This window comes from Lactococcus ileimucosae (assembly GCF_943193185.1).
GTDB classification, from domain to species: Bacteria; Bacillota; Bacilli; order Lactobacillales; family Streptococcaceae; genus Lactococcus; species Lactococcus ileimucosae.
This window is the reverse complement of the sequence record NZ_CALPDE010000001.1, coordinates 71,483-94,145: the sequence shown is the minus strand read 5'-3', so window position 1 is coordinate 94,145 and position 22,663 is coordinate 71,483. Positions and strand designations below refer to the sequence as shown.

General features: G+C 38.5%; 16 protein-coding genes. 15 read left to right on the top strand and 1 reads right to left on the bottom strand.

What is annotated here, in order from left to right:
- The first annotated feature begins 145 nt into the window (after window positions 1–145).
- Together NFR51_RS00420 and rnr are read left to right on the top strand one after the other, a co-directional pair.
- Window positions 146–775, top strand: coding sequence for an NUDIX hydrolase N-terminal domain-containing protein (locus NFR51_RS00420; RefSeq protein ID WP_251711804.1), 630 nt, complete (start codon window positions 146–148; stop codon window positions 773–775).
- 248 nt (window positions 776–1,023) lie between these two features.
- Window positions 1,024–3,396 carry a ribonuclease R gene (rnr, locus tag NFR51_RS00415; protein ID WP_251711803.1) on the top strand — a complete coding sequence of 791 codons (2,373 nt, stop codon included), beginning with the start codon at window positions 1,024–1,026 and terminating at the stop codon, window positions 3,394–3,396.
- 276 nt (window positions 3,397–3,672) lie between these two features.
- Here rnr and NFR51_RS00410 read toward each other — a convergent pair whose 3' ends face one another.
- Complete coding sequence (locus NFR51_RS00410) at window positions 3,673–4,002, bottom strand: hypothetical protein (protein WP_251711802.1); 330 nt, start codon at window positions 4,000–4,002, stop codon at window positions 3,673–3,675.
- Between the two features lie 471 nt (window positions 4,003–4,473).
- Here NFR51_RS00410 and NFR51_RS00405 point away from each other — a divergent pair, with 471 nt between their 5' ends.
- The 13 genes from NFR51_RS00405 (at window position 4,474) to NFR51_RS00345 (ending at window position 22,658) form a co-directional block, all read left to right on the top strand.
- Window positions 4,474–5,958 (top strand): LysM peptidoglycan-binding domain-containing protein, encoded by a 1,485-nt coding sequence (locus NFR51_RS00405; RefSeq protein ID WP_251711801.1) that lies wholly within the window; start codon window positions 4,474–4,476, stop codon window positions 5,956–5,958.
- A 98-nt stretch (window positions 5,959–6,056) separates the two neighbouring features.
- The gene (locus NFR51_RS00400) at window positions 6,057–6,869 is read left to right on the top strand and encodes an ABC transporter permease (protein ID WP_251711800.1); all 813 of its coding nucleotides are present in this window, start codon (window positions 6,057–6,059) and stop codon (window positions 6,867–6,869) included.
- A 9-nt stretch (window positions 6,870–6,878) separates the two neighbouring features.
- On the top strand, window positions 6,879–8,339 hold the full coding sequence (locus tag NFR51_RS00395) for a glycosyltransferase family 2 protein (protein WP_251711799.1): 1,461 nt from the start codon (window positions 6,879–6,881) through the stop codon (window positions 8,337–8,339).
- Between the two features lie 34 nt (window positions 8,340–8,373).
- Window positions 8,374–10,953: a glycosyltransferase family 2 protein gene (locus NFR51_RS00390; RefSeq protein ID WP_251711798.1), complete on the top strand. Its 2,580-nt coding sequence runs from the start codon at window positions 8,374–8,376 to the stop codon at window positions 10,951–10,953.
- Between the two features lie 11 nt (window positions 10,954–10,964).
- Window positions 10,965–13,094 (top strand): hypothetical protein, encoded by a 2,130-nt coding sequence (locus tag NFR51_RS00385; RefSeq protein WP_251711797.1) that lies wholly within the window; start codon window positions 10,965–10,967, stop codon window positions 13,092–13,094.
- Window positions 13,095–13,182: 88 nt separating this feature from the next.
- Window positions 13,183–14,709 carry a glycosyltransferase family 2 protein gene (locus tag NFR51_RS00380; protein ID WP_251711796.1) on the top strand — a complete coding sequence of 509 codons (1,527 nt, stop codon included), beginning with the start codon at window positions 13,183–13,185 and terminating at the stop codon, window positions 14,707–14,709.
- 35 nt (window positions 14,710–14,744) lie between these two features.
- On the top strand, window positions 14,745–15,578 hold the full coding sequence (locus NFR51_RS00375; RefSeq protein WP_251711795.1) for a 3-deoxy-manno-octulosonate cytidylyltransferase: 834 nt from the start codon (window positions 14,745–14,747) through the stop codon (window positions 15,576–15,578).
- A 27-nt stretch (window positions 15,579–15,605) separates the two neighbouring features.
- Window positions 15,606–16,619: a hydroxymethylglutaryl-CoA lyase-like TIM-barrel protein gene (locus tag NFR51_RS00370; RefSeq protein WP_251711794.1), complete on the top strand. Its 1,014-nt coding sequence runs from the start codon at window positions 15,606–15,608 to the stop codon at window positions 16,617–16,619.
- Window positions 16,616–17,278, top strand: coding sequence for an HAD-IA family hydrolase (locus tag NFR51_RS00365; RefSeq protein WP_251711793.1), 663 nt, complete (start codon window positions 16,616–16,618; stop codon window positions 17,276–17,278). Before NFR51_RS00370 ends, NFR51_RS00365 begins: the two co-directional genes overlap by 4 nt.
- A gap of 77 nt (window positions 17,279–17,355) precedes the next feature.
- Entirely contained in the window at window positions 17,356–19,086 is a 1,731-nt protein-coding gene (locus NFR51_RS00360) for an ATP-binding protein (RefSeq protein ID WP_251711792.1), read from the top strand.
- Between the two features lie 159 nt (window positions 19,087–19,245).
- The gene (locus tag NFR51_RS00355) at window positions 19,246–20,169 is read left to right on the top strand and encodes a glycoside hydrolase family 43 protein (RefSeq protein WP_251711791.1); all 924 of its coding nucleotides are present in this window, start codon (window positions 19,246–19,248) and stop codon (window positions 20,167–20,169) included.
- A 94-nt stretch (window positions 20,170–20,263) separates the two neighbouring features.
- Window positions 20,264–21,409: a UDP-galactopyranose mutase gene (glf, locus tag NFR51_RS00350; protein WP_251711790.1), complete on the top strand. Its 1,146-nt coding sequence runs from the start codon at window positions 20,264–20,266 to the stop codon at window positions 21,407–21,409.
- A 61-nt stretch (window positions 21,410–21,470) separates the two neighbouring features.
- Window positions 21,471–22,658, top strand: coding sequence for a CDP-glycerol glycerophosphotransferase family protein (locus NFR51_RS00345; protein ID WP_251711789.1), 1,188 nt, complete (start codon window positions 21,471–21,473; stop codon window positions 22,656–22,658).
- Window positions 22,659–22,663 lie beyond the last annotated feature (5 nt).

The window sequence follows — 22,663 nt, the reverse complement described above, 5'->3', positions numbered from 1 at the left end:
AGCATGAGGACCGCCTATTCGCAGTTTTCTTGTATATCTTGCGCTTCCCATTATATAGGCAAGAGCACCAAGTTTCGAACATTACTAATAGTAGAATTTTTGCATGATTCAGCATGTGTGATAAAATGAGGGAGGAGGATTAGCGATGGATACAACTCAAGCTCTAGCAAAGCTCAAAGCTCTTGTAAACACATCTTTGCACTATACTAAAGATGTTTACGACCGAGAAAGATTGGAAGAAATGAAAGAAATTCTCCTTGAACTCTCGCAAAACCTGACCTCTTATTCAGAAGATGAACTAGAAGCCTTTTTTAATGAAGACTTAGGTTACGTCACACCAAAAGTGGATGTAAGAGCTGTTGTCTTTGAAGATAATCGTCTCTTACTTGTGAAAGAAAAAGCAGAAGGACGCTGGTCTTTACCTGGCGGTTGGGCAGATGTTGGTTATTCACCAGCAGAAATCGCTCAAAAAGAAGTAAGAGAAGAAAGTGGTCTTGAGGTGCTGCCCTTGCAGCTGTTTAAGCTTGTTGATAAGGCCAAACATCCTTATCCTAAAAGCTTGAATTATGTCTACAAACTTTTCTTTTATTGTGAGGCGAAAACTTTTGAAGTGCAGCCGGGCTTAGAAACTTCGGAGGCACGCTTTTTCTCACGGGAAGAAGTTGTAAACTTACAGAATATCTCGGAAGATCGAAACACACGTGATGACCTTCTGGATGCCTTTGAATTTCATGAGCATCCTACAGCAGGTGCAAAATTTGATCACGTTCAGTAAAGGTAGTTCACTAAAATATCAAATATGTTATAATATCATTATTCCATGCGGACGATGAAAAAGATGGGGCTGTTTAGGATTATTGCCCTTATTGTATAAACGAGCGCAGATAAATCAGTAGAGCGTTTATCGTTTATCGAACTAAAAAGTAGAGCGGGCTGCTTACAGTCCGCATTTTAATTTTTAAAATAATAATGAGTGTTGAAAAGAACCACAAAAGAGCACTGAAAAAGAGATATTGGAGAACTATGAAAATAAAAGAAGTTATTTTAGATGAGCTGAAAAAGCATCCAAAGAGAGGGTACACTGTTGAAGAATTGGCCGTTAAGTTAGGGCTTACGAAGGCTTCAGATTTTAAACGGTTTGTTAAGACTTTAGCTGCCTTAGAAAGTGAAAGATTACTGGAATTTACGAAAAATGGCAAAGTTAGACTCGCTAAAGTGAAGGCTGAACTTGTCGGAAGCTTTCGGGCAAATGCAAATGGTTTTGGCTTCGTGACTATCGATTCAGAGGAAGCTGAAATTTTTATCCCTAAGGGAAGAACAGCTTTTGCTCTTGAAGGGGATGAAGTAAAAGTTGAACTGAAAAGTAATTCCAACCCTTTAAAAGGTACAAGTGCTGAGGGTGTTGTTACAGAAGTTTTGAAACGCTCGGTCACTGAACTTGTCGGAACTTTTGTCAAATTTGACGAAAAAGAGTGTCAAGAGTTTGGGCGTATCGGTTATGTGAAATCACGCGATAAAAAACTACCTTATCCTATCTTTCTGACGGATAAAGGTTTGGTTCCAGAAGATAAAGCGGTGGTCCGTGTTGCGATCACAGCTTATCCGGATAAGAAAAATCCAAAAAGTATGCAAGGCTTAGCTGTCGAAATTGTCGGTCAAGCGGGAGATAAAGGCATTGATGTTCTTGAAGTTTTAGCTTCACTTGGCATTCGTTCTGAATTTCCAGAAGATGTTTTGGCACAAGCGAACGCTGTTCCAGAAGAAGTAGATGAGAAAGATATCATGGGGCGTGTGGACTATCGTAACGAAATCACATTTACCATCGATGGTGCAGATGCTAAGGACTTAGACGATGCGGTGCATATCAAACGCTTGGATAATGGGAACTATGAGTTGGGCGTTCACATCGCCGATGTGTCACACTATGTCACTGAAAATTCGCCCTTGGACCGTGAAGCTTTTGAACGTGGAACGTCAGTATATGTGGCCGATCGTGTTGTGCCAATGCTGCCAGAACGCCTCTCAAACGGAATCTGTTCACTCAACCCACGCGTTAATCGCTTGACCCAGTCTTGTGTGATGGAGATTACGCCAGAAGGAAAAGTCCTTCACTCACAAATAGGACCTTCAATAATCAAAACGACTGAACGTATGACCTATGATGCTGTCAACTTGATGCTTGCTGGTGACGAGGAAGCCTTGGAAAAATACGCTGCCATTAAAGAATCTGTGGCAGTCATGGCTGAACTCCATGAAGCTTTAGCAGTGATGCGTCATCGTCGTGGAGCCATTGATTTTGAAACCACGGAAGCACGCATTATCGTTGACGAAAATGGCTTGCCTATCGAGATTCGCAAGCGGAGTCGTGGAACAGCAGAACGCATGATTGAGTCCTTCATGCTGATTGCTAACGAAACAGTTGCAAGCAGCTTTGAAGCGCGTCATTTGCCAGGGATTTATCGGATTCACGAACATCCTAAGGAAGAAAAAATGATACGCTTTATTGACTTTGCCGCAACCTTTGGCTTGCAAGTCAAAGGGACATCAACAGAAGTTAGCCAAAAAGCTCTGCAAGATTTCTTGAAAAAAGTAAAAGGTCAACCAGGAGAAATGGTCCTCTCAACAATGCTCCTGCGCTCCATGCAACAAGCACGCTATTCGGAAGACAACTATGGGCACTTTGGCTTGGCAGCAGAAAACTATACGCACTTTACCAGCCCAATTCGGCGCTATCCTGACTTGATTGTCCATCGCCTGATTCGTGAGCTGACCCAACCAAGTCCAAAGGCTATCGAATATTGGGCGGAAAAAATACCGGAAATTGCCCAACAATCAAGTAACCGTGAGCGCCGCGCCGTTGATGCTGAACGTGAAGTCGAAAAGATGAAGAAAGCCGAATTCATGGAAAAACATGTGGGCGAAGAGTTTGAAGGTGTTATTGCCAGCGTGACTCGCTTCGGAATGTTTATTGAGCTTGAAAATACCATCGAAGGTTTGGTTCATATTTCCACCATCAAAGGTGAGTATATGAGCTTCCATGAACGTATGATGGCGCTTGTTGGTGAAAGAACAGGGCTTGTTTTCCGTATCGGTCAACCGATTAAAATTCGAGTCACTAAAGCGGATAAGGTGACGGGTGATATTGATTTTGAGTATGTCAAGAGTGAGCTTGACCTTGTTGAAAGAAATTTGAAGTCTAAAAAAGAAAAAGGCTCACGCCGCAGACCGTCTGATAAAAAAGAGGCGCGTAAAACTTCAAGAGATGGAAACAATCACTCTGAAAGCACTCAAAGAAAAAAACAGAGAAGAAAGTCAAAAAAGAAAAAGCCATTTTACACTGCCGCTGCTAAAGGAAAATTTGGCAATAGAGGCAAGAAGAAGTCAAAAAAATATTGAGACCTCAACCTGTAAGGAATTGTATGGTGCCGTGATAAGAAAAGGATTGGAAATAGAAAAATGCTCAACCGTGGTTAAGCATTTTTTTTTACTGTTTGGGTTAAAACAGTAACATTGCGACTTTTTGCTGAGGGCTTTTGAAGTTCTGTCAAGAGTAAGACCGTGTTTAGTATTAAAGTTGGAATCTGTTTTTTTGGCTTCAATAATGCTTTTGCCTTTTTAGTTATGCAGAGCGATTCGCTCGATCAAACATTTATAATTTGTTCATTAGAAAACTTAGATTCTTCGTGACAGTCTGAGTTTGGGGTTTAGCGTTGTGCCCATAATCTCATAAACTACAGTTGGACCTGAAGGGTCGTAAATAAACTCTTCAGGAGCTGCTCTGTTCTTTCCCAAGACAACTTCTGCCTTAAGCTTAACCTTTTCTCCAGGCGCTAGTTTAGGAATGCTTTGTAGGTCTACTGTACGTTCTGCGCCTAGGGTAATGTCACGGTAACCTGATGAGGGGGTAATATTTTGCCACGTCTCATTAATCAGTTTTAAGACGTGGATTCTCACCACAAACGCACCGTTGTTTTTTAATTTGAAACTCCTTACTTTTTCCATTTGGTTCTCCAATCTTTTAAATATTTTTAGAAAGATGTTATGTTACTGGTATTATATTAAAAAAACTGAAAAAGACAAAATGATATACCAACATAAATACACAAAGGAATTTCAAGACGTATCAGTTCTGTTACAGCGCAAGAGGAGCAGGAGGTTTTAAACGTTAAGAGAACAGTTTTTCAGAGGAAAAAAGCTCTCAGACATCAGTCGTCTTAAAAGGAAAATGGATTAAAATTTAGCAAGAACCGGTGAAGACAGGTTCTTTTTTTAGCTTATTATTTACGCACTTAATATGAATGTTTTTTATCTTGAATTTAAGTATGATACACACTTAATCAAATGAAGTTACCCAGAAACAGTAGATAATAATTTGACATAAAGAAACAAAAATGTATAATAAAAGGAGCTATAATTACGAAAAATGACAAAAAGATAAAAATTAAAGCGAGTTATGTTACGAAACGCTTTGATTTGATCAGCACTAAAAGTGGAGAATCTCGCATTAAAAAAGCTTTTTTTCCGACTAATAAACAAGATTTTTGGGCTTTACGTAATGTATCTTTTGAGCTTTATGATGGTGAAACCATTGGTATTGTGGGGCTCAATGGTTCGGGGAAATCAACACTTTCTAACATTATTTCGGGTCAAATTTCACCAACGACAGGTCAAGTTGAAATTAATGGCGATGTCTCAATCATCTCTGCCTCCTCAGGTCTCAATGGAAATTTGACTGGTCGTGAAAATATTCGCCTAAAAGGGCTGATGTCAGGAATGTCCAAGCGTGAAATTGAGGAAAAAATGGAGGATATCATTGCTTTCTCGGAACTCAAAGAGTTTATTGATCAACGCGTCAAGACCTATTCCTCCGGTATGCGTGCCAAGTTAGGCTTTTCTGTCATGGTGCATCAAGACCCAGACATTATGGTTATTGACGAAGGATTAGCCACAGGGGATCAAACATTTGTTGGGAAATCACAGAAAAAAATGTTTGAATTCCGCGAAAAAGGGAAAACGATTTTGCTCGTTTCCCACTCCATCTCGACGGTGCGTTCTTGGTCGGATAAGGTGTTATGGCTTCATTACGGGGCAGTTAAAGAATACGGACCAGTTGATGAAGTTTTACCCAAGTATGAAGCCTTTATTCATTGGTTCAACGGTCTAGACCGCCAGCAGCAGGAAGACTATAAAACAAAAGTTCGCCAAGAACAGCTGGCTTATTCCATGGAAGAGTATAAAAAAGAACTCAGGCGTTCAGAAACGAGAGAGACCAGAAAAGGGAAAAATAATCTTAAAAAATTCACCTCAAAAGCGATGAAGAAGAAGTCTAGTTTACCCACCAAGGTTTTACTGTTCTTTTTTGGTTTTCTATTTATTTGGCTTGTTTTAGTCAACACCTCTAAGGCAACTTTAATGACTTCATTAAAGAATCCCATTGGTTTCTTTGGCAACCATTTGTTTCAGCCTAAGCAGAGTTTTTTGGAACGTCAGAGAGAACAAGGAAATCTGCCGGCTGAACCTCCCAAAGAAGATAAGCCTCAGGGAGAAGCCGTTCAAGAGGAAGCAGATAAAAAGCCAGAGCAAAATGAAAGCTCTCAAAATGAGGAAGAAAAACCAGAAGAAAGTACACCTAGGTTGGTGGAGTACAGTATCCAAGCTGGTGATACATTAGATGCTATCGCGCTCCGATTTCACACCAGTGTGGAGGAGTTGATACGTTTGAACCATGCGCAGGATTTGAGTGTTTTGATGGTGGGACAGGTTATCCAAGTGCCAGAAAATCAAGCTTCCGGGGAAAGCGAAACCGCCTTGACAGAATACACCATTCAAGCTGGTGATACTTTGGAGAGCATTGCGCTCCAATTTCACACGAGCGTTGAGGAGCTGGTTCGGTTGAATCAGGGGCAAGACCTAAGCCTGCTCATGGCCAACCAAGTAATCAAAGTTCCAGGAAGCTAATCTATAGACAGCATGCAATGGAAAAATTACTGAGGACTGGAACTTTACTCCCTCCCTCGTCGTCTATATTACATATCTAAATCAGAAAGGTGTGCAAAATGAGTAACGTCTTGCAATACTTTAAAGAACAAATACGATACCTACCTGTGGCTTATAACATGTCAAGGTACAACACAAAAAGTGCAACCATGAGTAATCGGTTTGGTCGTGTTTGGGAAATCTTGGATCCCTTGTTTCAGCTGGGTATATTTTACCTCTTGTTTGGCATTCTGATGAAGCGGGTCATACCCGGTGGTTATCCTGTGCTTCCTTGGATGTTTATTGGGCTTGGTGTTTGGGGACTCATGCAAAAAACAATAGTTTCGGGCGCTCTAACGACTTATAACCAGTTGCGCATGGCTTCTGTGATGAAGTTCCCCGTCAGTATACTGCCCACATCCGCCTTTTTTGGCTTTTTGAGTGAGTTTTGGATTATGATTACTGCGGGACTTATTGGAGCTGTATATAACGGCTTTATTCCTAGCCTTCATCTTTTACAAGTGATTTATTATTTCTTTGCCTTAGTTATTTTTTCGGTTTCAACATCTTTATTGAATGCTACGATTATGATTGTCTTTCCCGACTTGAAGTTCTTTTTGAATTATTCATTTCGATTTTTAATGTTCATGTCAGGGGCCGTGTTTTCGATGAGGCAGTTCAATCAGATTCCGCAATTTTTACTCCAAGCCGTGATGATTAATCCTTTTTATTACTTGATTGAGGGTTTTAGAGATGCCATATTTGGCACACAATGGTTTTGGGAGGTAGATCCCTCGATCATCCTGTCTTTTTGGGCAATTACTTCCTTCATTTTGTTATTAGGCACGCAGCTGCACTATAACATTCGTGAACGTATTTCCGACTTTTTATAGAAAGTAGATATGAATTTAGCTGAAGAATTTTCACATTACGCCTATCCTTTAACGGATAAGAGCTGGCAATCCGCTTTGCCCAACTTCACATTGACCACCTCAGGAGAAATAAGCCAAAAGCCTAAAATTTCTGTAGTCATTGCCAACTATAATAACGCACCTTATCTGAAAAAGATGTTGGACAGCTTGGTTCATCAAAGCTTAGCAGCTGAACATATTCAAATCATGTTCTTGGATGACAAATCAACAGATGACTCAGTAAAAATAGTGGAAACTTATATAGAAAAGTACCCTTCGATCGAACTTTACGTGCTTGATAAAAATACCGGAGGCGCACATGGGCCGCGAAATGTCGGCATTCTCAATGCGCGAGGGGAATATATGGTCTTTTTAGATGCGGACGACTGGTATGCTCTGGATGCTCTGGCATACATGACTGACTTATTGGACCGCTCAGGTGATGACTTTGCAGTCACAGGAATGGTTCAGTCCATCAATGGTCATCTCTCGATGAAGTCCAAGCCGTATTATTATGAGGGGGAGATTTTTAATCGTGACATCAACAGCTTGTCGCCAGAGTTCTATGGCTGGCTTGGACCACAGGCAGTCATTGTACGCAGCGCGATGGTTCATGATAACAATCTCCACTTCGTTAATCAGAGAGTGGCGGATGATGTAACCTTTTTCTATCAGGCTATGCGTTTTTCTAAAACAATAACGCAAGGGGATCGGCTAACAACCTACCTGAACCGTGATGCAGATAATGAGGGCTTATCTAAAACCATCAATAGAAACTTTATGATTTCTTGGTTACGTGCCTTAGGCTATATCCACAGGACTTATCCTGATGACTTATCTAAGGAAAAATTTATTTCCCGACGTTTAGAGTGGTTGGTTTGGGACTTTATCCTCCGGACGGATATCGGTTATGCTTTTGGCAAAAAGAGGTTCAAAGATTTCAAAACGCAAATCGATTATTATCTGGGACAGATAGATTTTGACCCTACGCGACATTTCCGAACTGGTGCGCGTGTGGTCGCTTGGCAGTATCTGAAAGAAGAAGACTTTGCAAAGATCATGAGCTTTCACCGCTGGCATCGAATAAGCCATTTGGGCGTACGAAAATTCAAGGCTTTCGAGTTTGATGGTGAGCAGTTTGCTTTCAAACGTTTCAATAAAAAGCATCCTTTAGTCAAGATTAATGTACGTGCCATTGCTGAAAAAATTGAGGAAGATAAATTTTATTTTAAATGTTTTACAAGAGAAAAGGTTGAATATGTGGAACTCCGTGAGCTTAAAGACCCTTATCATAACAGGGTGAGACTAAAGGTTAAATCTTTGGGAGAGAGTTCCTACGTTATTCATCTTCCCAAAGATTTTGATAATGAGAGCTATCGCCTGTTAGTTATCACCGATCTTTGGCATGAACATGGGTTTGAGGGGTTTGCCCAACTTTTCAATAAGCGTTAGCAAGAAAAATAATCAAAAAAAAAAGGGAACTAAAATGAAAAAACAGTCAAAGCTAGAAGAACAGCTGCAAAACAAGATTTGGAGTTTCGGGAAAGTAAATAATACTCCCTTTACCGAAAGTCTACACCTTAACGAAGATGGAACAATTGGTGGTTATCGTACTGAATATGAGGTAGGGTGGGAGCTCAAAGATGAAACCCTTTATTTTCTTGATGCGCAGGGAGAACAAACAGCAGCATTTTCTCTAGAGGAAACTGATTTTCTCCATTTGAGAGGACAATCACTCAAATTCAAGAAGGTAAAATTTGAGTTGAAAATCTCACAGAAAACGGACTTGTACGACAGTTTGACATCTTCAGTCTATAAATTTGCTAAAGTCAAGCAAGAGGTTTTTAGTCAAGAGTTTTCCTTCAACAAAGACTTCACTATCGGTGGTTACTCCGATGATAATGAGATGTATTGGGAAATACAGGGGGAAGAAATCTGGCTCTTTGGAAAAAACTATGAACTGACGAGTATTTTTCAAATAATTGATGGAAATCCTACATATATGGGAGGAGAGTCCACAAAATTTCCGGGTGTCTATTTTGAACTGATCTTGCTTAAATCAACAACTAAATTGTCAAATTTTAGAACGGTTGAACACTTAGAAAACGAAACTGCTTTTCGTATCCAAAACATCATCATGCCTGAGGGGGAGAATAAAAAAGGGGACAAACGTGAGCTTTATTATCTTGAAGACACGGCAATTGTTAGTGATGGTGTGACATATGTAGATGGTTTGACGGACTTCACTACCTATTTGAATATGGTTTCGGTAAACAAGTGGCTGACCTATACCCAAGCAAAACAGATTTATCTGAAACTTGAAGTAAAGGGAGAGTTTGACTTACACATTGTTGAAAACAGTCTGCGTTCACACATTGAAGAAATACGTAAGCTGGGTTTCAGGAAAGCTTTCGATGATATCCAAGCCTCTCCTATTGATGATCTTTTCCGCCGTAATGCCATGAATCATCAATCAACGCAAACAGATGTGATTCAGCGAATCAAGAGCTACAGTGTTCAGTCTGAACAGAAAAAAACACTGCTGATTCCAGTCGAAGCAGATTCAACGGATAATATGATGGTTGGCTTCCAGATTGAGGGGCAAGCTCAGGTTTTTGATGTCGCCTGGTATGCGACAGTTGAAAAAAGCGCTATTCGTGACGTAAAAATTGCGCTCGATACCACAACTTTCCAAAAAGAAGAATATGTTTTGAACAATCTTGACAATATTCGTAACAATATCTTTGAAGCAACTTCAGAAGAAGCTGGACTCAATCAGCTGGGTGAAGGCCACCTCTTTGTCAATGTTGTTGACAATGGGCAAAGTCTTACAGCTGCTGAAGTTGAAAGCCAATATGTCTCACTCTTTGCCAATCCTAACGTAGGTGGCGCAGGCGGCTTTACTCGGGGCATGATCGAAACGCTCAATCATCAAAAAATGGGACGTTTTGCTGCCACACATATTCTTTTTATGGACGATGATATAGAAGTTTTGCCAGAAAGTTTTAAGCGGACGTTTGCCCTTCTTTCTATTGTTAAAACTGAATATCAAGACCACTTTATCTCGGGAGCTATGCTGGATTCGCTGGACGGGATTACGCAGTATGAAGATACAGGTTTTTTAAGCTCAAACCAAGCTGTTGTAAACTTTCCAACAAAAGACCGTTATGACTTGACAGAACTAAAAGATATTCTACGGAATAACTTGACTTATCCCGTAGAAAATCAATATGCTGCGTGGTGGTATGCTGTTGTGCCTTTAAAATTCATTGATGATAAGTCAATGTCCCTTCCTATTTTTTATCGTGGAGATGATATTGAGTTTTCAATTCGAAACAAGGCACAAATCATGACCATGAACGGCTTAGCTGTGTGGCATCTGCCCTTTTATACCAAAAAGTCAAAAGCTTTAGACGGTTACCTTGGTTTAAGAAATATTTTGATTGACCAGTCCGTCAATGGTTTTGTACCAGACGTGGATTATCTGGAAAAATATATAGAGCTTTATAAAAAAGAGTTACGCATGTTTAACTATGGTGCTGCGGACCAAGTACTGGATGCCTTGGAAGACTATCTGAAAGGACCTGAGTATATTGCTGGTTTGGATGGTATCTCTACCATTCGCCGTGTCAGTGCTAAAAACGAAGTGCTTTCAAAAGAGATTCCTGAGGAGATTAAAGCGCGTACAGATACAGCAGATGAATACTGGTGGCTTTCGCCACAAGATATTCGCGTTTTCATTGACTCTGATAATGGACACGGTCTACCTGACTGGTCGTTCAACATGTTTGATGACGACCTTAAACATGTCCCAATCATTAATCAAGAAATGCTAGAAAATCCTGGTAAGCAATTCATGCGTAAGCGGATTGCTGTATATGATACTTATAACAAAACCTATGCTATGCGGGAACGCAATCAGGAACTGTATGAACAAGTAGAAGCTCGACGTGAAGCTTTGCTGAAAGACTTTGAAGCACGCGGCGCAGAAGTTGCAGCAGATTATCATGTCCATGCGGAGAAGTTTCATTCTAAGGAATTTTGGATGGAGTATTTGGGTTTGTAAGAGGAGATGTGATGATTTTATATTATGCGGCTTTGCCTGTACATTTGCCCACAATTATAACGCATAAATTGACCATTAATGTTGATAAAAGAGCATTGCTTATAGTTCAAGATCAGAATCGCTATAGTGCGTCTGAAGGTTACAAGGAGTTAGAGAGAGCAGGTCTTACTCTTTCGGCGATGAAAGAAAGTAAAATCTTTGATGCAGTTAAAGTATTAGATAGTTTTTATTTCCGCGAAACTCCTTCAATTAAAGATCAAGATTTTTTGAAGAAAATGGATAATAGTTTGTATGAAGCTGATATAAATCTATTTGATTTTGATGAGTTTATCATCAGTAGTGAATGGGATTTTGATTTTCCTAAATATCTTTATCACAAAAAAATTCCATTTACATGGATTGAATCTTCAGTCAATAATGCTAAAGATATTATAGATCACATGGTTTCTTTTGGTCAGAAAGTTGGCACTTATTTTAAAACTCCCGGCAATAAAGTACTGTTAAAAAAAGAGTCAAACCAACCAGACCTTTCGACATTGGAATGTGTGGGTTGGGATTATAATAGTCATTTGAAAAAGCTATCGGAAAAGGAACTTGATAAAATTAAAGTTTTTTACAATGTTAATGACCCGCTAGTAAAAACTGGAAAAACTCCTGCTTTGATATTGGCACAAAATCCGCGTGCTTTCTTAAATATACCAAGAGATTTTACCGATACAATGGACGATTGGAGAAACATTCTTTTTGGAAGCTTTGGACTATATAAAAAAGAATATTCTCGTATGGTTCCATTGTTAATTTATCAAATGCAACTACTTTTAGATATTTTTGCCAAAGACACTGATAATCCAATTATTAAATGGCATCCACGTGCATTCTTTCGCGAGTATGAAACTCAACGAATTATGAATGATTCATCAGTGAGAGCTTTATCAGCTCTGCCAACAGATTTTTTAAGTTTAAAAGATAGCTTTTCTGTCAACAGAATTATTGGAATTACGTCTACGTCTCAAGCATTTAGTGATTATTTTAATCCAAAAGAAACACTATCTCTTGGAATGGATCATTACTTGGTTTATTTAGACTATCCAAAGCTTCTTGTTGTATTAAAGTTTATTCTAGAAAGTTATGACAAACCTAAAATTGTGTCAGAAGTACCATATAAATCCCAAATTGAGATGATACTTAAGTACTATTTTGAAAAAGAAATTACAGTTATAGAAGAGAAAGATTTATCTGAAGTAACTTATGACACATTCTTCATTCAGAAGGAAATAAACAAGCCATTAAGATATCCTGGAAATACCATTGGACTTCATGGACTGGGAGTTCAATTGAATAAAAATGATTTGACAGTACTTGAGTTAAATAAAGAAGCAAGAACACAATCAAATGTATCACCGATGAACTTGGAATATATCTATTTTCATTCTTTTAATAATCGTGCGGATTTTGAGCAAGATATTTTTGACAGACTATACAGGCTATTTTTTACGATTTCACTTCCAAAAACTCAAATTGATTTAGTGTTATTTTCACCAAAAATCGAAATTCAAACTGCGAAAATTTCTGAACAACTTCAAAATGTATTAATTAAAAATTTGGAATCCAGAGCGAACAACCAATATAGACAGTTGAAAGACTTAGAGTTCCAAGCTAATACAGGGAATCAGAGTGATTTAAAATCTATTCAAACATTTGGAACCTATCTTAAAGTTTTAAATGATATTTTTGAATCAACAAATCAGCTTGTAGTAGCTGTTGCAGTGAAAGACACTGCAGGATATAAAATTTCATTAAATGAAGAAAAAGCAATGAGAAAAATAGGTTTTTCAGATTTTGTAAGTTCTACTTGGATACCTTTTTCTGGAATAAGAGATATGAACGGAAAAGTTGTTCAAAAAACAGGAGCTGAGAGCAGCACAAGCGAGATTTTTGAAACAATTAATGGCATTGAATTCCGTTTGTTATCACAACCTTTGAAATCAGGAAATACTGCAAGTATAGTGATAGATAGTATTGATTATGCTATAAATCGTAGAGGTATGAATATAGTTGTATTTGATACTAAAGATAAAAAATTAATTGACAGCGTGGCATTTGACATGCATGATCCAGAAATGAAGGTTTATAGGAGATAAGGGCAGCAACCAGTCATTGTATATGCAAAAATTATTTTAAGGAATCTTTCAACACAATAATTGTTGGAATTTAGGAGATTAAACGATTATGAATAATCAAGTGGATGTAAGTATTATCATTCCTACATGGTCAATATTTAACAAAAAAGTTGATGGTAAACTAGCAATTGAGGGAGGTTTAGAGTCCATTCAGAATCAATTACATGAAGGTTTCCAATTTGAACTTGTTTTTGTAGATGATGCCTCTCCTGATGGGACTGTGGAATGGATAAAGGATTGGATAGAAAAACATCCAGAAATCCCTGCAACGATATATGTGTTAGGAAAAAATAGTGGAGGGCTTTCTGAACCACGTAATTTAGGCATGAAAATGGCAAAAGGGAAGTATATTGCCTTTATGGATAACGATGATCAACTGGGGGGAGAAGGCTCACTCTACGAGATGTTTGTTTATGCTGAAAAGTGGGAAAGTGACTTGTTGATGGGGAAAAATGTTGCAGTGTCAAACTCTGGTAGTGCTTCTCCTCATATTTATAACCATGGAAATATTGGCCGTGTCAATATTTTAGATGTGCATTTTCCTGCCGTTGTTTTCGTGTGGTCTGCTTTGCATAGGAAAGACTTTTTAGTAGAGAACAATATAGTTTTTAGAGAAGATAATACAAGTTATGAAGATTATTATTTTATGGCACAGGTTTATGCAAAAACAGATAGGATTTCTATACTGGCCAACCAAACCTATTATTATTGGCAAAGAAAATTTTCAGAGCATAATTTATCAAGTGATTTTAGTATGAGCCAACTTGAAAAAATGATTGATCAACTCATACAGTGTATGAATCTGTTTGAAGGCTCTGAATTTCAGTTTTCTCATGGCGCAGGATTTTTCGAAAAGGTTATGCTTTCTCCTGCTTTTCATAGAATCTTTATTGAGACGGATGAACGTCATGCATTTTTGTTTAATCAGAGGATGCATCAAATATTGCGTGAAGCCTTCAAAAACAGCATATATAAACCCTATATGACTAAGCACACAAAAACCATTTATGACATACTTCAGGTCGAAGATTTTTCACTTTCTCGTAATTTACAGAATGCTTATAAAAGGGTTAATAAAGCGACTCCCGAACAATTTATAAAATTGAGTCCCCAGTATCTTGAACAGGATGAGAAACTAAATATATTGAGAAAAAATGCACTTCTTGATTTTAATCTTAGGGATTTGGGTAATTTAAAAAAATCCTTTATAACTCTTCATCTTCAAGGTGATGTTTTGTTTGTAAAACCGAGTCCTGAGATTGTAGGAAAGGATTTCAAACTTTTCATTTCAAATAGAGAGCTAACTAGTTATATTTCATACCCGTTTGAGGAAGAAATTACAATCAACATACAGAGCATAAAGGAGTTTTTAGTCCGTAATAAAACAATTGATTTTTATGTTGGGCGTGAAACAGAAGCAGGAATAGCTGCCACGAAAATAGCAGGTAAATATAGCGAAAAAATCTATCCTTATCTTTCAAAAAATAAACGTCCAGTTTTGTACACTTGGGAGGATGAAAAATCAATTGAATTATACGTAAATTGGAAAGGCGGTTTAGGTTTATTGGTTGAATAAGTATAGGGTAAGTAGTATGACATGGAAGGAGTAGCATGACTGAGAAAAAAATTATTGGTGTCATTCCGGCGCGTTATGCAAGTTCAAGGTTCCCAGGAAAACCGTTGGTTGATTTTTTCGGTCGACCAATGCTCTGGTGGGTTTACAATCAAATGAAACTTGTTGAGCAATTATCAGAAGTTTACGTGGCGTGTGATGACACACAAGTAGTTGAAGTTTGTGAAATGTACAATATACCGTATGTGATGACTAAAGTTTCTCATGCGACGCATTTAGACCGATTAAGTGAATTTTCTGAAAAAGTAGATGCGGATTTCTATATAAATGTTAATGGTGATGAACCTTTAGTGGAGCTACAGGGAATTTTAGACTTGTTACCTCCTGATAAAGTTAAAGCGAACGAGAGCTATGCTGCAAACGGTATGATGATTTTAACAGAGCCGATAGAGGCCATTGATACCAGCAAAATAAAAATTGCAACAGATGTGTATGGCAATGGTTTATACATGGCTAGGACTCCTATTCCATATCCTAAAGGTAAAGGGGACTACCAGTTAAAAAAATTTGTGGGCATCCAATGTTTTACGAAAAGTGCATTGAAATTTGTTTCTAATCATACTAGAGGTCCTATTGAGGAAATCGAAGACATTGATGAATATAGATTTCTTGAATATGGACATAAGCTAAAGTTTGTTTTGACAAATGTTAAAACTTTGAGTGTAGACACAAGAAAAGATGCTGAAAAAGTAAGAGGAATCTTGTTTGAACGAATAGCAAATGATGAAGTTCCTTTTTTGGATGATAATTTAAGAAACGAGATGCTGATGACTGCTAAAGCACAAAATTTTGACAAGTTATCAAGGGGCTGAAGTGACAGCATTAGAAATAGGGTATAAATGAAAAAAATTAAACTACTAGATGTAACCCTCCGCGATGGAGGTTACACAAATAATTGGCAATGGGGAAAAGAGGATATTGGCACTGTTCTAGGGGCCTTAAAACAGTCAAAAGTAGATATTATTGAATTAGGCTTTTTACGAGATGCTGCCCAAAATGAGGAAAAATCTGTAGTTTTCAATAGTATTGATAGTGCAAATAAGTTACTAGCTAAACATGGTATTACTTATGCAGCCATGATGATTGAGCATGGTAAGGTTAATCTTGAAAATGTTCCAAGTTATGCGGATACAAGTGGTCAAGTTAAACTCCTGCGCGTGACGATTCATAAGGAAAATATTGCAGCGGGAGTTGAGTTTTCTCAAAAGCTCATTGATAAAGGCTATGATGTTAGCTTCCAACCTACTGCTGTGTCAAGTTACAGTATTGCTGAATATGTTGATTTAATACAACAAGTTCAAAAAATGCGTAATTTATACGCTTTCTATATTGTTGATACTTTTGGAGCAATGTATCGGAGTGATGTTTTACTTAAATTTAATATTGCCAATGACATGTTGGAGGATGAGGTCGTTATTGGTTGGCATTCACACAATAATTTACAGCTTTCATACTCATTGACAACCACGCTTATTACTGAACCCACAAATGTCTCAAATCGTACTTTTATGATTGATGCTTCTATATTTGGCATTGGGCGTGGGGCTGGGAATCTTAATATTGAGATTATTATAGGTGCTTTGAACGCAATGGAGGATCGGTACCATGTGACGCCACTTTTGTCAGTTATTAATATTATGAAAAAATATGATTTCGGGTATGATGTACCATTTTATATTACAGCCAAGCTTGGCTTACACCCTACATATGGGCTGTTTATCAAGGATAATTATCCAGATATGGAAATGCCAATAATGTATAAAATTATGAAAGCTATTCCTGAATCTGAGAAAATTGAATATGATCAAGAGTTAATCGAAAAATTAAGTAAAGACTGGCTTGGTAAAGCATGAAAAAAGGGATTATATTCGACTTAGATGGTACATTATTAGATACTTCAGAAGGTATATTTAACTCTGTGCGCTATGCGCTTCATAATATGAACGTTCATGACTTCCATGAAGAGCGTCTCCGCGAATTTGTTGGCCCTTCTCCTATAAAGGCTTATCAAGAAATTATTGGTTTATCAGAGACTGCGGCACGTGAAGCCACTACTTTTCATCGTGCCTATGGTAAGGAAAAAGGCATTTATCAAGCTGAACCTTATTTAGGAATGACGGAGTTATTATCAGAATTGAAGGAGAAAGGCTATAAACTTGGAGTGGCTACTTTAAAAAGACAAGATATTGCTGAAGAAATTCTTGAAAATTTTGAAATAGCAAGTTGTTTTGACAAAATTGTTGGGATTGACTTCGACGAAAAGCTGACTAAAACAGATACAATTAATCTCGTATTACAAGGTTTAGACTTGAAAAATGAGGAAGCGCTTATGATCGGCGACACCAAAGGAGACTTTCAAGGGGCAAATAATGCCGGGGTAGATTTCATAGCTGTAACTTATGGTTTTGGTTTTAATCAAGATACAGATTATTCTACATTTGTTAAACAGCCCCTTGGAATTGCAAACAATACTTTAGAGCTTAAAGAGATAATCTCTAAGCTTTCACCGTGAGGTAACTTAATACTAGTGAGGGAGAATGGCGTCAGTTTTTAATGTTCTTCTCTTATATTCTTGACTTGAGAAAATATATGAAAAAAATATTGATTGCAAATCGTGGTGAGATTGCATTACGCATCATGCAAGCAGCCTCTGAGATGGGGATTGAAACGGTCGCCATCTATGCAGAAGAAGACAAATTCTCGATTCATCGATTTAAGGCGGATGAAGCTTATCGGATTGGACAGGGGAAAGAAGCTGCAGAAGCCTATCTGGATAGTGAGGCTATTATCAAGATTGCTCAGGAGACTGAGGCAGATGCTATTCACCCTGGCTATGGCTTTTTATCTGAAAATATTGATTTTGCACGTAGAGTAAAAGAAGCAGGCTTAATTTTTATTGGACCAAGCTTGAAACATTTGGATATTTTTGGAGATAAGATTAAAGCAAGGCAAGCGGTGGAATCTGCAGGTCTTCGAACGCTCCCTGAAAGAGTTGACTCTGTGAGTTTGGAAGGGGGTTTGAATTTTGCAAGAGGCCATGGTTATCCAGTAGGAATAAAAGCTGCCTTAGGCAGTTGCAGGATGCGTGTGGCTCGCAATGAAGCTGAAGTGCGTGCGAGTTACGCCCGTGCTAAGTCTGAAGCACAAACTTTTGCTGGTTCTAGTCGTGTCTATGTCGAAAAATATATTGAGAATGCTAAACATATTGAAGTTCAAATTTTGGGAGATCAGCATGGCAACGTGAGGCAGCTCTTTGAACGGGATTGTTCAATACAGCAGAGAAATCAAAAAAATATTGAAATTGCTCCTGCGGTGGGTCTTTCTCAAACCTTAAGAATGCACATAAATAATGCTGCTTTAAAACTTGCTAAAAGTGTTGATTATGTTAATGCAGGGACAGTTAAGTTTTTAGTGACTGATAATGACTTTTACTTCATTGAAGTGAAACCTTGTATACAAGCCTCGCATACCGTTACTGAAATGATTACAGGCATTGATCTTGTTGTAAGTCAGCTCAAAATCGCGATGGGATTGAGCCTTGAATCTATGGGGATTCCCGAGCAATCACAATTAAAAATGCAAGGTGTAGCCCTCCAAGCTCGGATAAGAGCTGAGAAAACAGAAAATAACTTTTATCCAGCTCCTGGGAAAATAGAAGCTTACTATGCATCAGGAGGGTGTGGAGTGAGACTAGATATTGGCAATGCTTATGTGGGCTATGAGCTTCTAGCTTATTTTGACACTTTACTGGTAAAAGCTGTAACTTATGCACCTGATTTTGATGAAGCCGCGCGGAAGATGGCTCGTGTATTGCGTGAATTTTGCATTCAAGGGGTTGAAACAAATCTTCCTTTCTTGATAAATATTGTTGAGCATCCAGTTTTTTTAACAGGTCAAGCTAAAACAAGTTTTATTGACCAAACTCCTGAACTTTTTACCTCGGAGCCCACAGTCAGCCCGTCTACAAAAATATTAAATTATATTTCAGATATAACAGTCAATGACTTCCCAGAGCTTGAAGATAAAATCAACCCTTTCTTTTTGATGTACCCACAAGTACTTTTAGATTACAAAGAAAAGCAAAAAAGATACGGGGCAATTACTCACTTGGATACTCCAACATTTTTTTATGGTATGTATCAAGGCGAAGAAATAGAAGTTCAGTTGGAAAAAGGAAAGGTTTTGGTTATCCATTTAGAGCTGATTGGTGCTGCCAATGATACAGGATATCGTACACTTTTCTTTAACATAAATGGAGAGCGACGTGAGATAAGGGTGGAAGAACGATCTGTTCAGAAGCAAGATGCTGAAAGTCCCTGAGTATGTAAAATGCACAAATAATATATTTTAGCAAGCTTGTCTGCTACTATTTGCGAGGACTTTCTAATTATGCCTCAGTAATAACCCGAAACAATGTTTTCATCTAAAAAGTATGTCACTACAATTTTTAAAAATTTAACCCCCAAAAAGGAGGTCATCATGACTAAAGAAAAAATAGGAGAAGCAACAGAAAACTTTCCAGATCCTGCAGGCATAGCCTTTAAAGGGAAATATTACGCTTTTTCAACAGCCTCAGGTATCGGCGTTGTTCCTTTTGCGACTGCAGATACGCCACAAGGCACCTACAAGTTACGCGGGAATGCCTTGCCTCACACACCAGAATGGTCAAAAGCTACGGATTTTTGGGCGCCGGATGTGGTGGTTTGGGGCGATCAAGCCTTACTGGCCTTTTCAGCACCCAGTAAAGAAAATGGCAAACGCCGTATTGGAATCGCTACAACTAAGAGTGCCACAGCGAAGTTTGAGGCGAGAGATTATCCCTTTATTATCTCAGATACCGAAGGTGGCGTCATTGATCCTGCTTTCTTTAAGGACCATGATACAGGCAGATATTATCTCCTCTATAAGAACGATGGTAATGACATCAAAATTCCTAGTCACTTGTGGATGATTGAGATTGACAGTAATGCAGAGCTTATCGGGAGCAACCCTAAAAAACTGCTGACAGATTTGTCAATCCCTAATCCTCCTCACAACGGCACAGAGAGAGTTGTATCAACTATTGAAAACCCAGAGTTAGCTGTAGCGCCAGATGGTACTTACGTCCTCTTTTTCTCAGCAGGTAATTACGGGACGTCACACTATTTTACAGGCTATGCCACGAGTAAAAATCTTTATGGTCCTTATCAGTATGTAGCACCTTTGCTAACGACACATAGCACAGGGGGAATTGTCGTTGGTCCGGGTGGTTTGGACATTTTTGGAGGGACCCATGTGATGCTCCATGGCTGGGTCAATGGCATAGGCTATCATAGAGGAGGTCATCGTGCGCTTTACACAGGACAACTTTCATGGAAAAATGGCCATCACCCTTATATTGAAAATTTGAAATTAAATCAGTGATTTACAGCTGGAGGAGAGCAGTTTACCCTGTAGGCTCGATTGGAAAGCCTGTAAATTTGCGTAAAATATACAAGAAAGCGAAGCTTAAAAACGGATGAAGCATAACACTAAAAACTACGATTATCTCATTGTTGGTACAGGTCCTTATGGCTCTATTTTTGCCTATGAAGCTGCCAAACGAGGCAAACGTGTACTCATGATTGACAAACGCGACCATATCGGTGGGAACATGTATACGCGCAAGGAACAGGGGATTAATGTTCATGAATATGGGGCACATATTTTTCATACGGATAATAAAGAGGTCTGGGACTATATCAACCAGTTTACGGAGTTTAATAACTACATTAATCAGGTAGTCGCAGACTATAAGGGAGAGCGTTATAATCTTCCTTTCAATATGAATACTTTTTACCAGATGTGGGGCACTAAAACGCCAGAAGAAGCAGCAGCTAAAATCGCAGAACAACGTGAAGCAGCTGGAGTGATCGCTCATCCTAAAAACTTAGAAGAACAAGCCATCTCTCTCATCGGTACAGATATCTATGAAAAGCTAATCAAAGGCTATACTGAAAAACAATGGGGGCGTTCTGCCACAGAACTTCCAAGTTTTATCATCAAGCGCCTTCCTGTTCGTTATCTTTATGACAACAACTATTTTAATCATCGGTATCAAGGTGTACCAGTGAATGGCTATACGTCTATTTTTGAGAAGATGCTTGCTTCTGACCTGATCGATGTGCAGTTAAGCGTGAATTTCTTTGCGGATAAAGAAGCTTATTTGGCAGAATTTCCACGGATTATTTATACAGGTATGATTGATAGCTTTTTTGACTACATACATGGTGAGTTAGAGTGGCGTTCTCTACATTTTGAGCATGAGATACACGACTCTAACAATGTTCAGGGAAATGCCGTCATTAATTACACAGATGCCGAAACGCCTTATACGCGAGTGATGGAGTGGCGACATTTTGATCAAAACTCAGACGAGGGCAAGAGTGTGATAACCAAAGAATACCCTCAAAATTGGGACAAAACTAAAGAAGCTTATTATCCAGTTAACGATCATAAAAATTCTGAGATATTCAAACTTTACCGTAAAGAGGCAGATAAGATAGCGGATAAAGTCAAGTTTGGTGGTCGCTTAGGGAATTATCAATACTATGATATGGATATGGTTTTCCATGCAGCGTTGGTCGATGTGGCAAAAGAGTTCAAAAATTTTGATGCTTCATGATTAAACGCGCTGAAAAGAAGCCAAATATAAATGATAAAAGTAAAGTTAGGGAGAATAAGGCATGACATGGGTGAGTTTTTTAGGGAACTTAAGGCGCATTATATTAAAGTCCTTGCTTGCAATATTTTTATATCTCTTAGCCTTTTTCATTAAACGAGAACCCAAGATGGTTCTTTTTGCTAGCTATAACGGTAAATCAGTAGGGGATAGCCCTGGCGCTATCTTTGAAGCTTTACGGAAACACCCTGTTTATTCGGAATATCAACTGGTTTGGGCCTTAAAAAAGCCGTATCCCGTTGCAGGCGCTGCTCAGGTGGTTAAGTTCAACAGTTTGGCTTACTATAAAGCCTTAACCAGAGCAAAATACTGGGTTTTCAATGCCAAAATGGCCCCTTACTATCACAAGGCTAAAGACCAGATTTATCTTCAAACTTGGCATGGCACGCCTTTGAAACGTTTAGGACATGATATTGAAGATACAGGCAAACATTACCGAGCTTATTTGACACATGGACAAATGGTCAAATCTTATGATCAAGACAGTAGGCACTGGGATTGGTTAATTGCTCCTTCTTCCTTTGCGGCTGAAAAATTTGAAACTGCCTTTCAGTTTCCTCGGGAAAAAATGATCCAAGTGGCCTATCCAAGGACAGAGGTATTAACAAAAGTAACACCTGAAAAAATGAAACAAGTCAAAACAACCTATAAGTTACCTTTAGATAAAAAAGTTATTCTCTATGCCCCTACTTGGCGAGATGATACTTATGGCTTAGATGGTTACCATATCAAGCTACAGGTTGATTTTTCACGTTGGAAAACTGTGCTGGGTCAAGATTACGTTGTCTTGTTCAAGCCACATTATTTAATTTCAAATCAAGTCAAGATTGACGAGAGCCTAAGAGATTTTGTGTTCTCCATGCCTGCGACTTCGGACATCCATGAGGCTTATCTTATGGCAGATGTATTGGTGACAGATTATTCATCCGTTTTCTTTGACTATGCTATTTTGAATCGCCCTATTTACTTTTATATGTATGACTTAGATGTTTATGGCACAGCCTTGCGCGGCTTTTATCTGGATGTGCAGGATGACCTCCCCAGCTCGCCATTTCAGACGGAGGATGAACTTCTTTTCGCCATTCGGGATAAGAACTTTGATCAGGAACGGCTGAGAGTTTTTAATCAGCGCTTTAATCCCTGGGCGCAAGGCAACAGCAGCCAAAAAATTATTGAAAAGATTATGCAGTAGAGAGG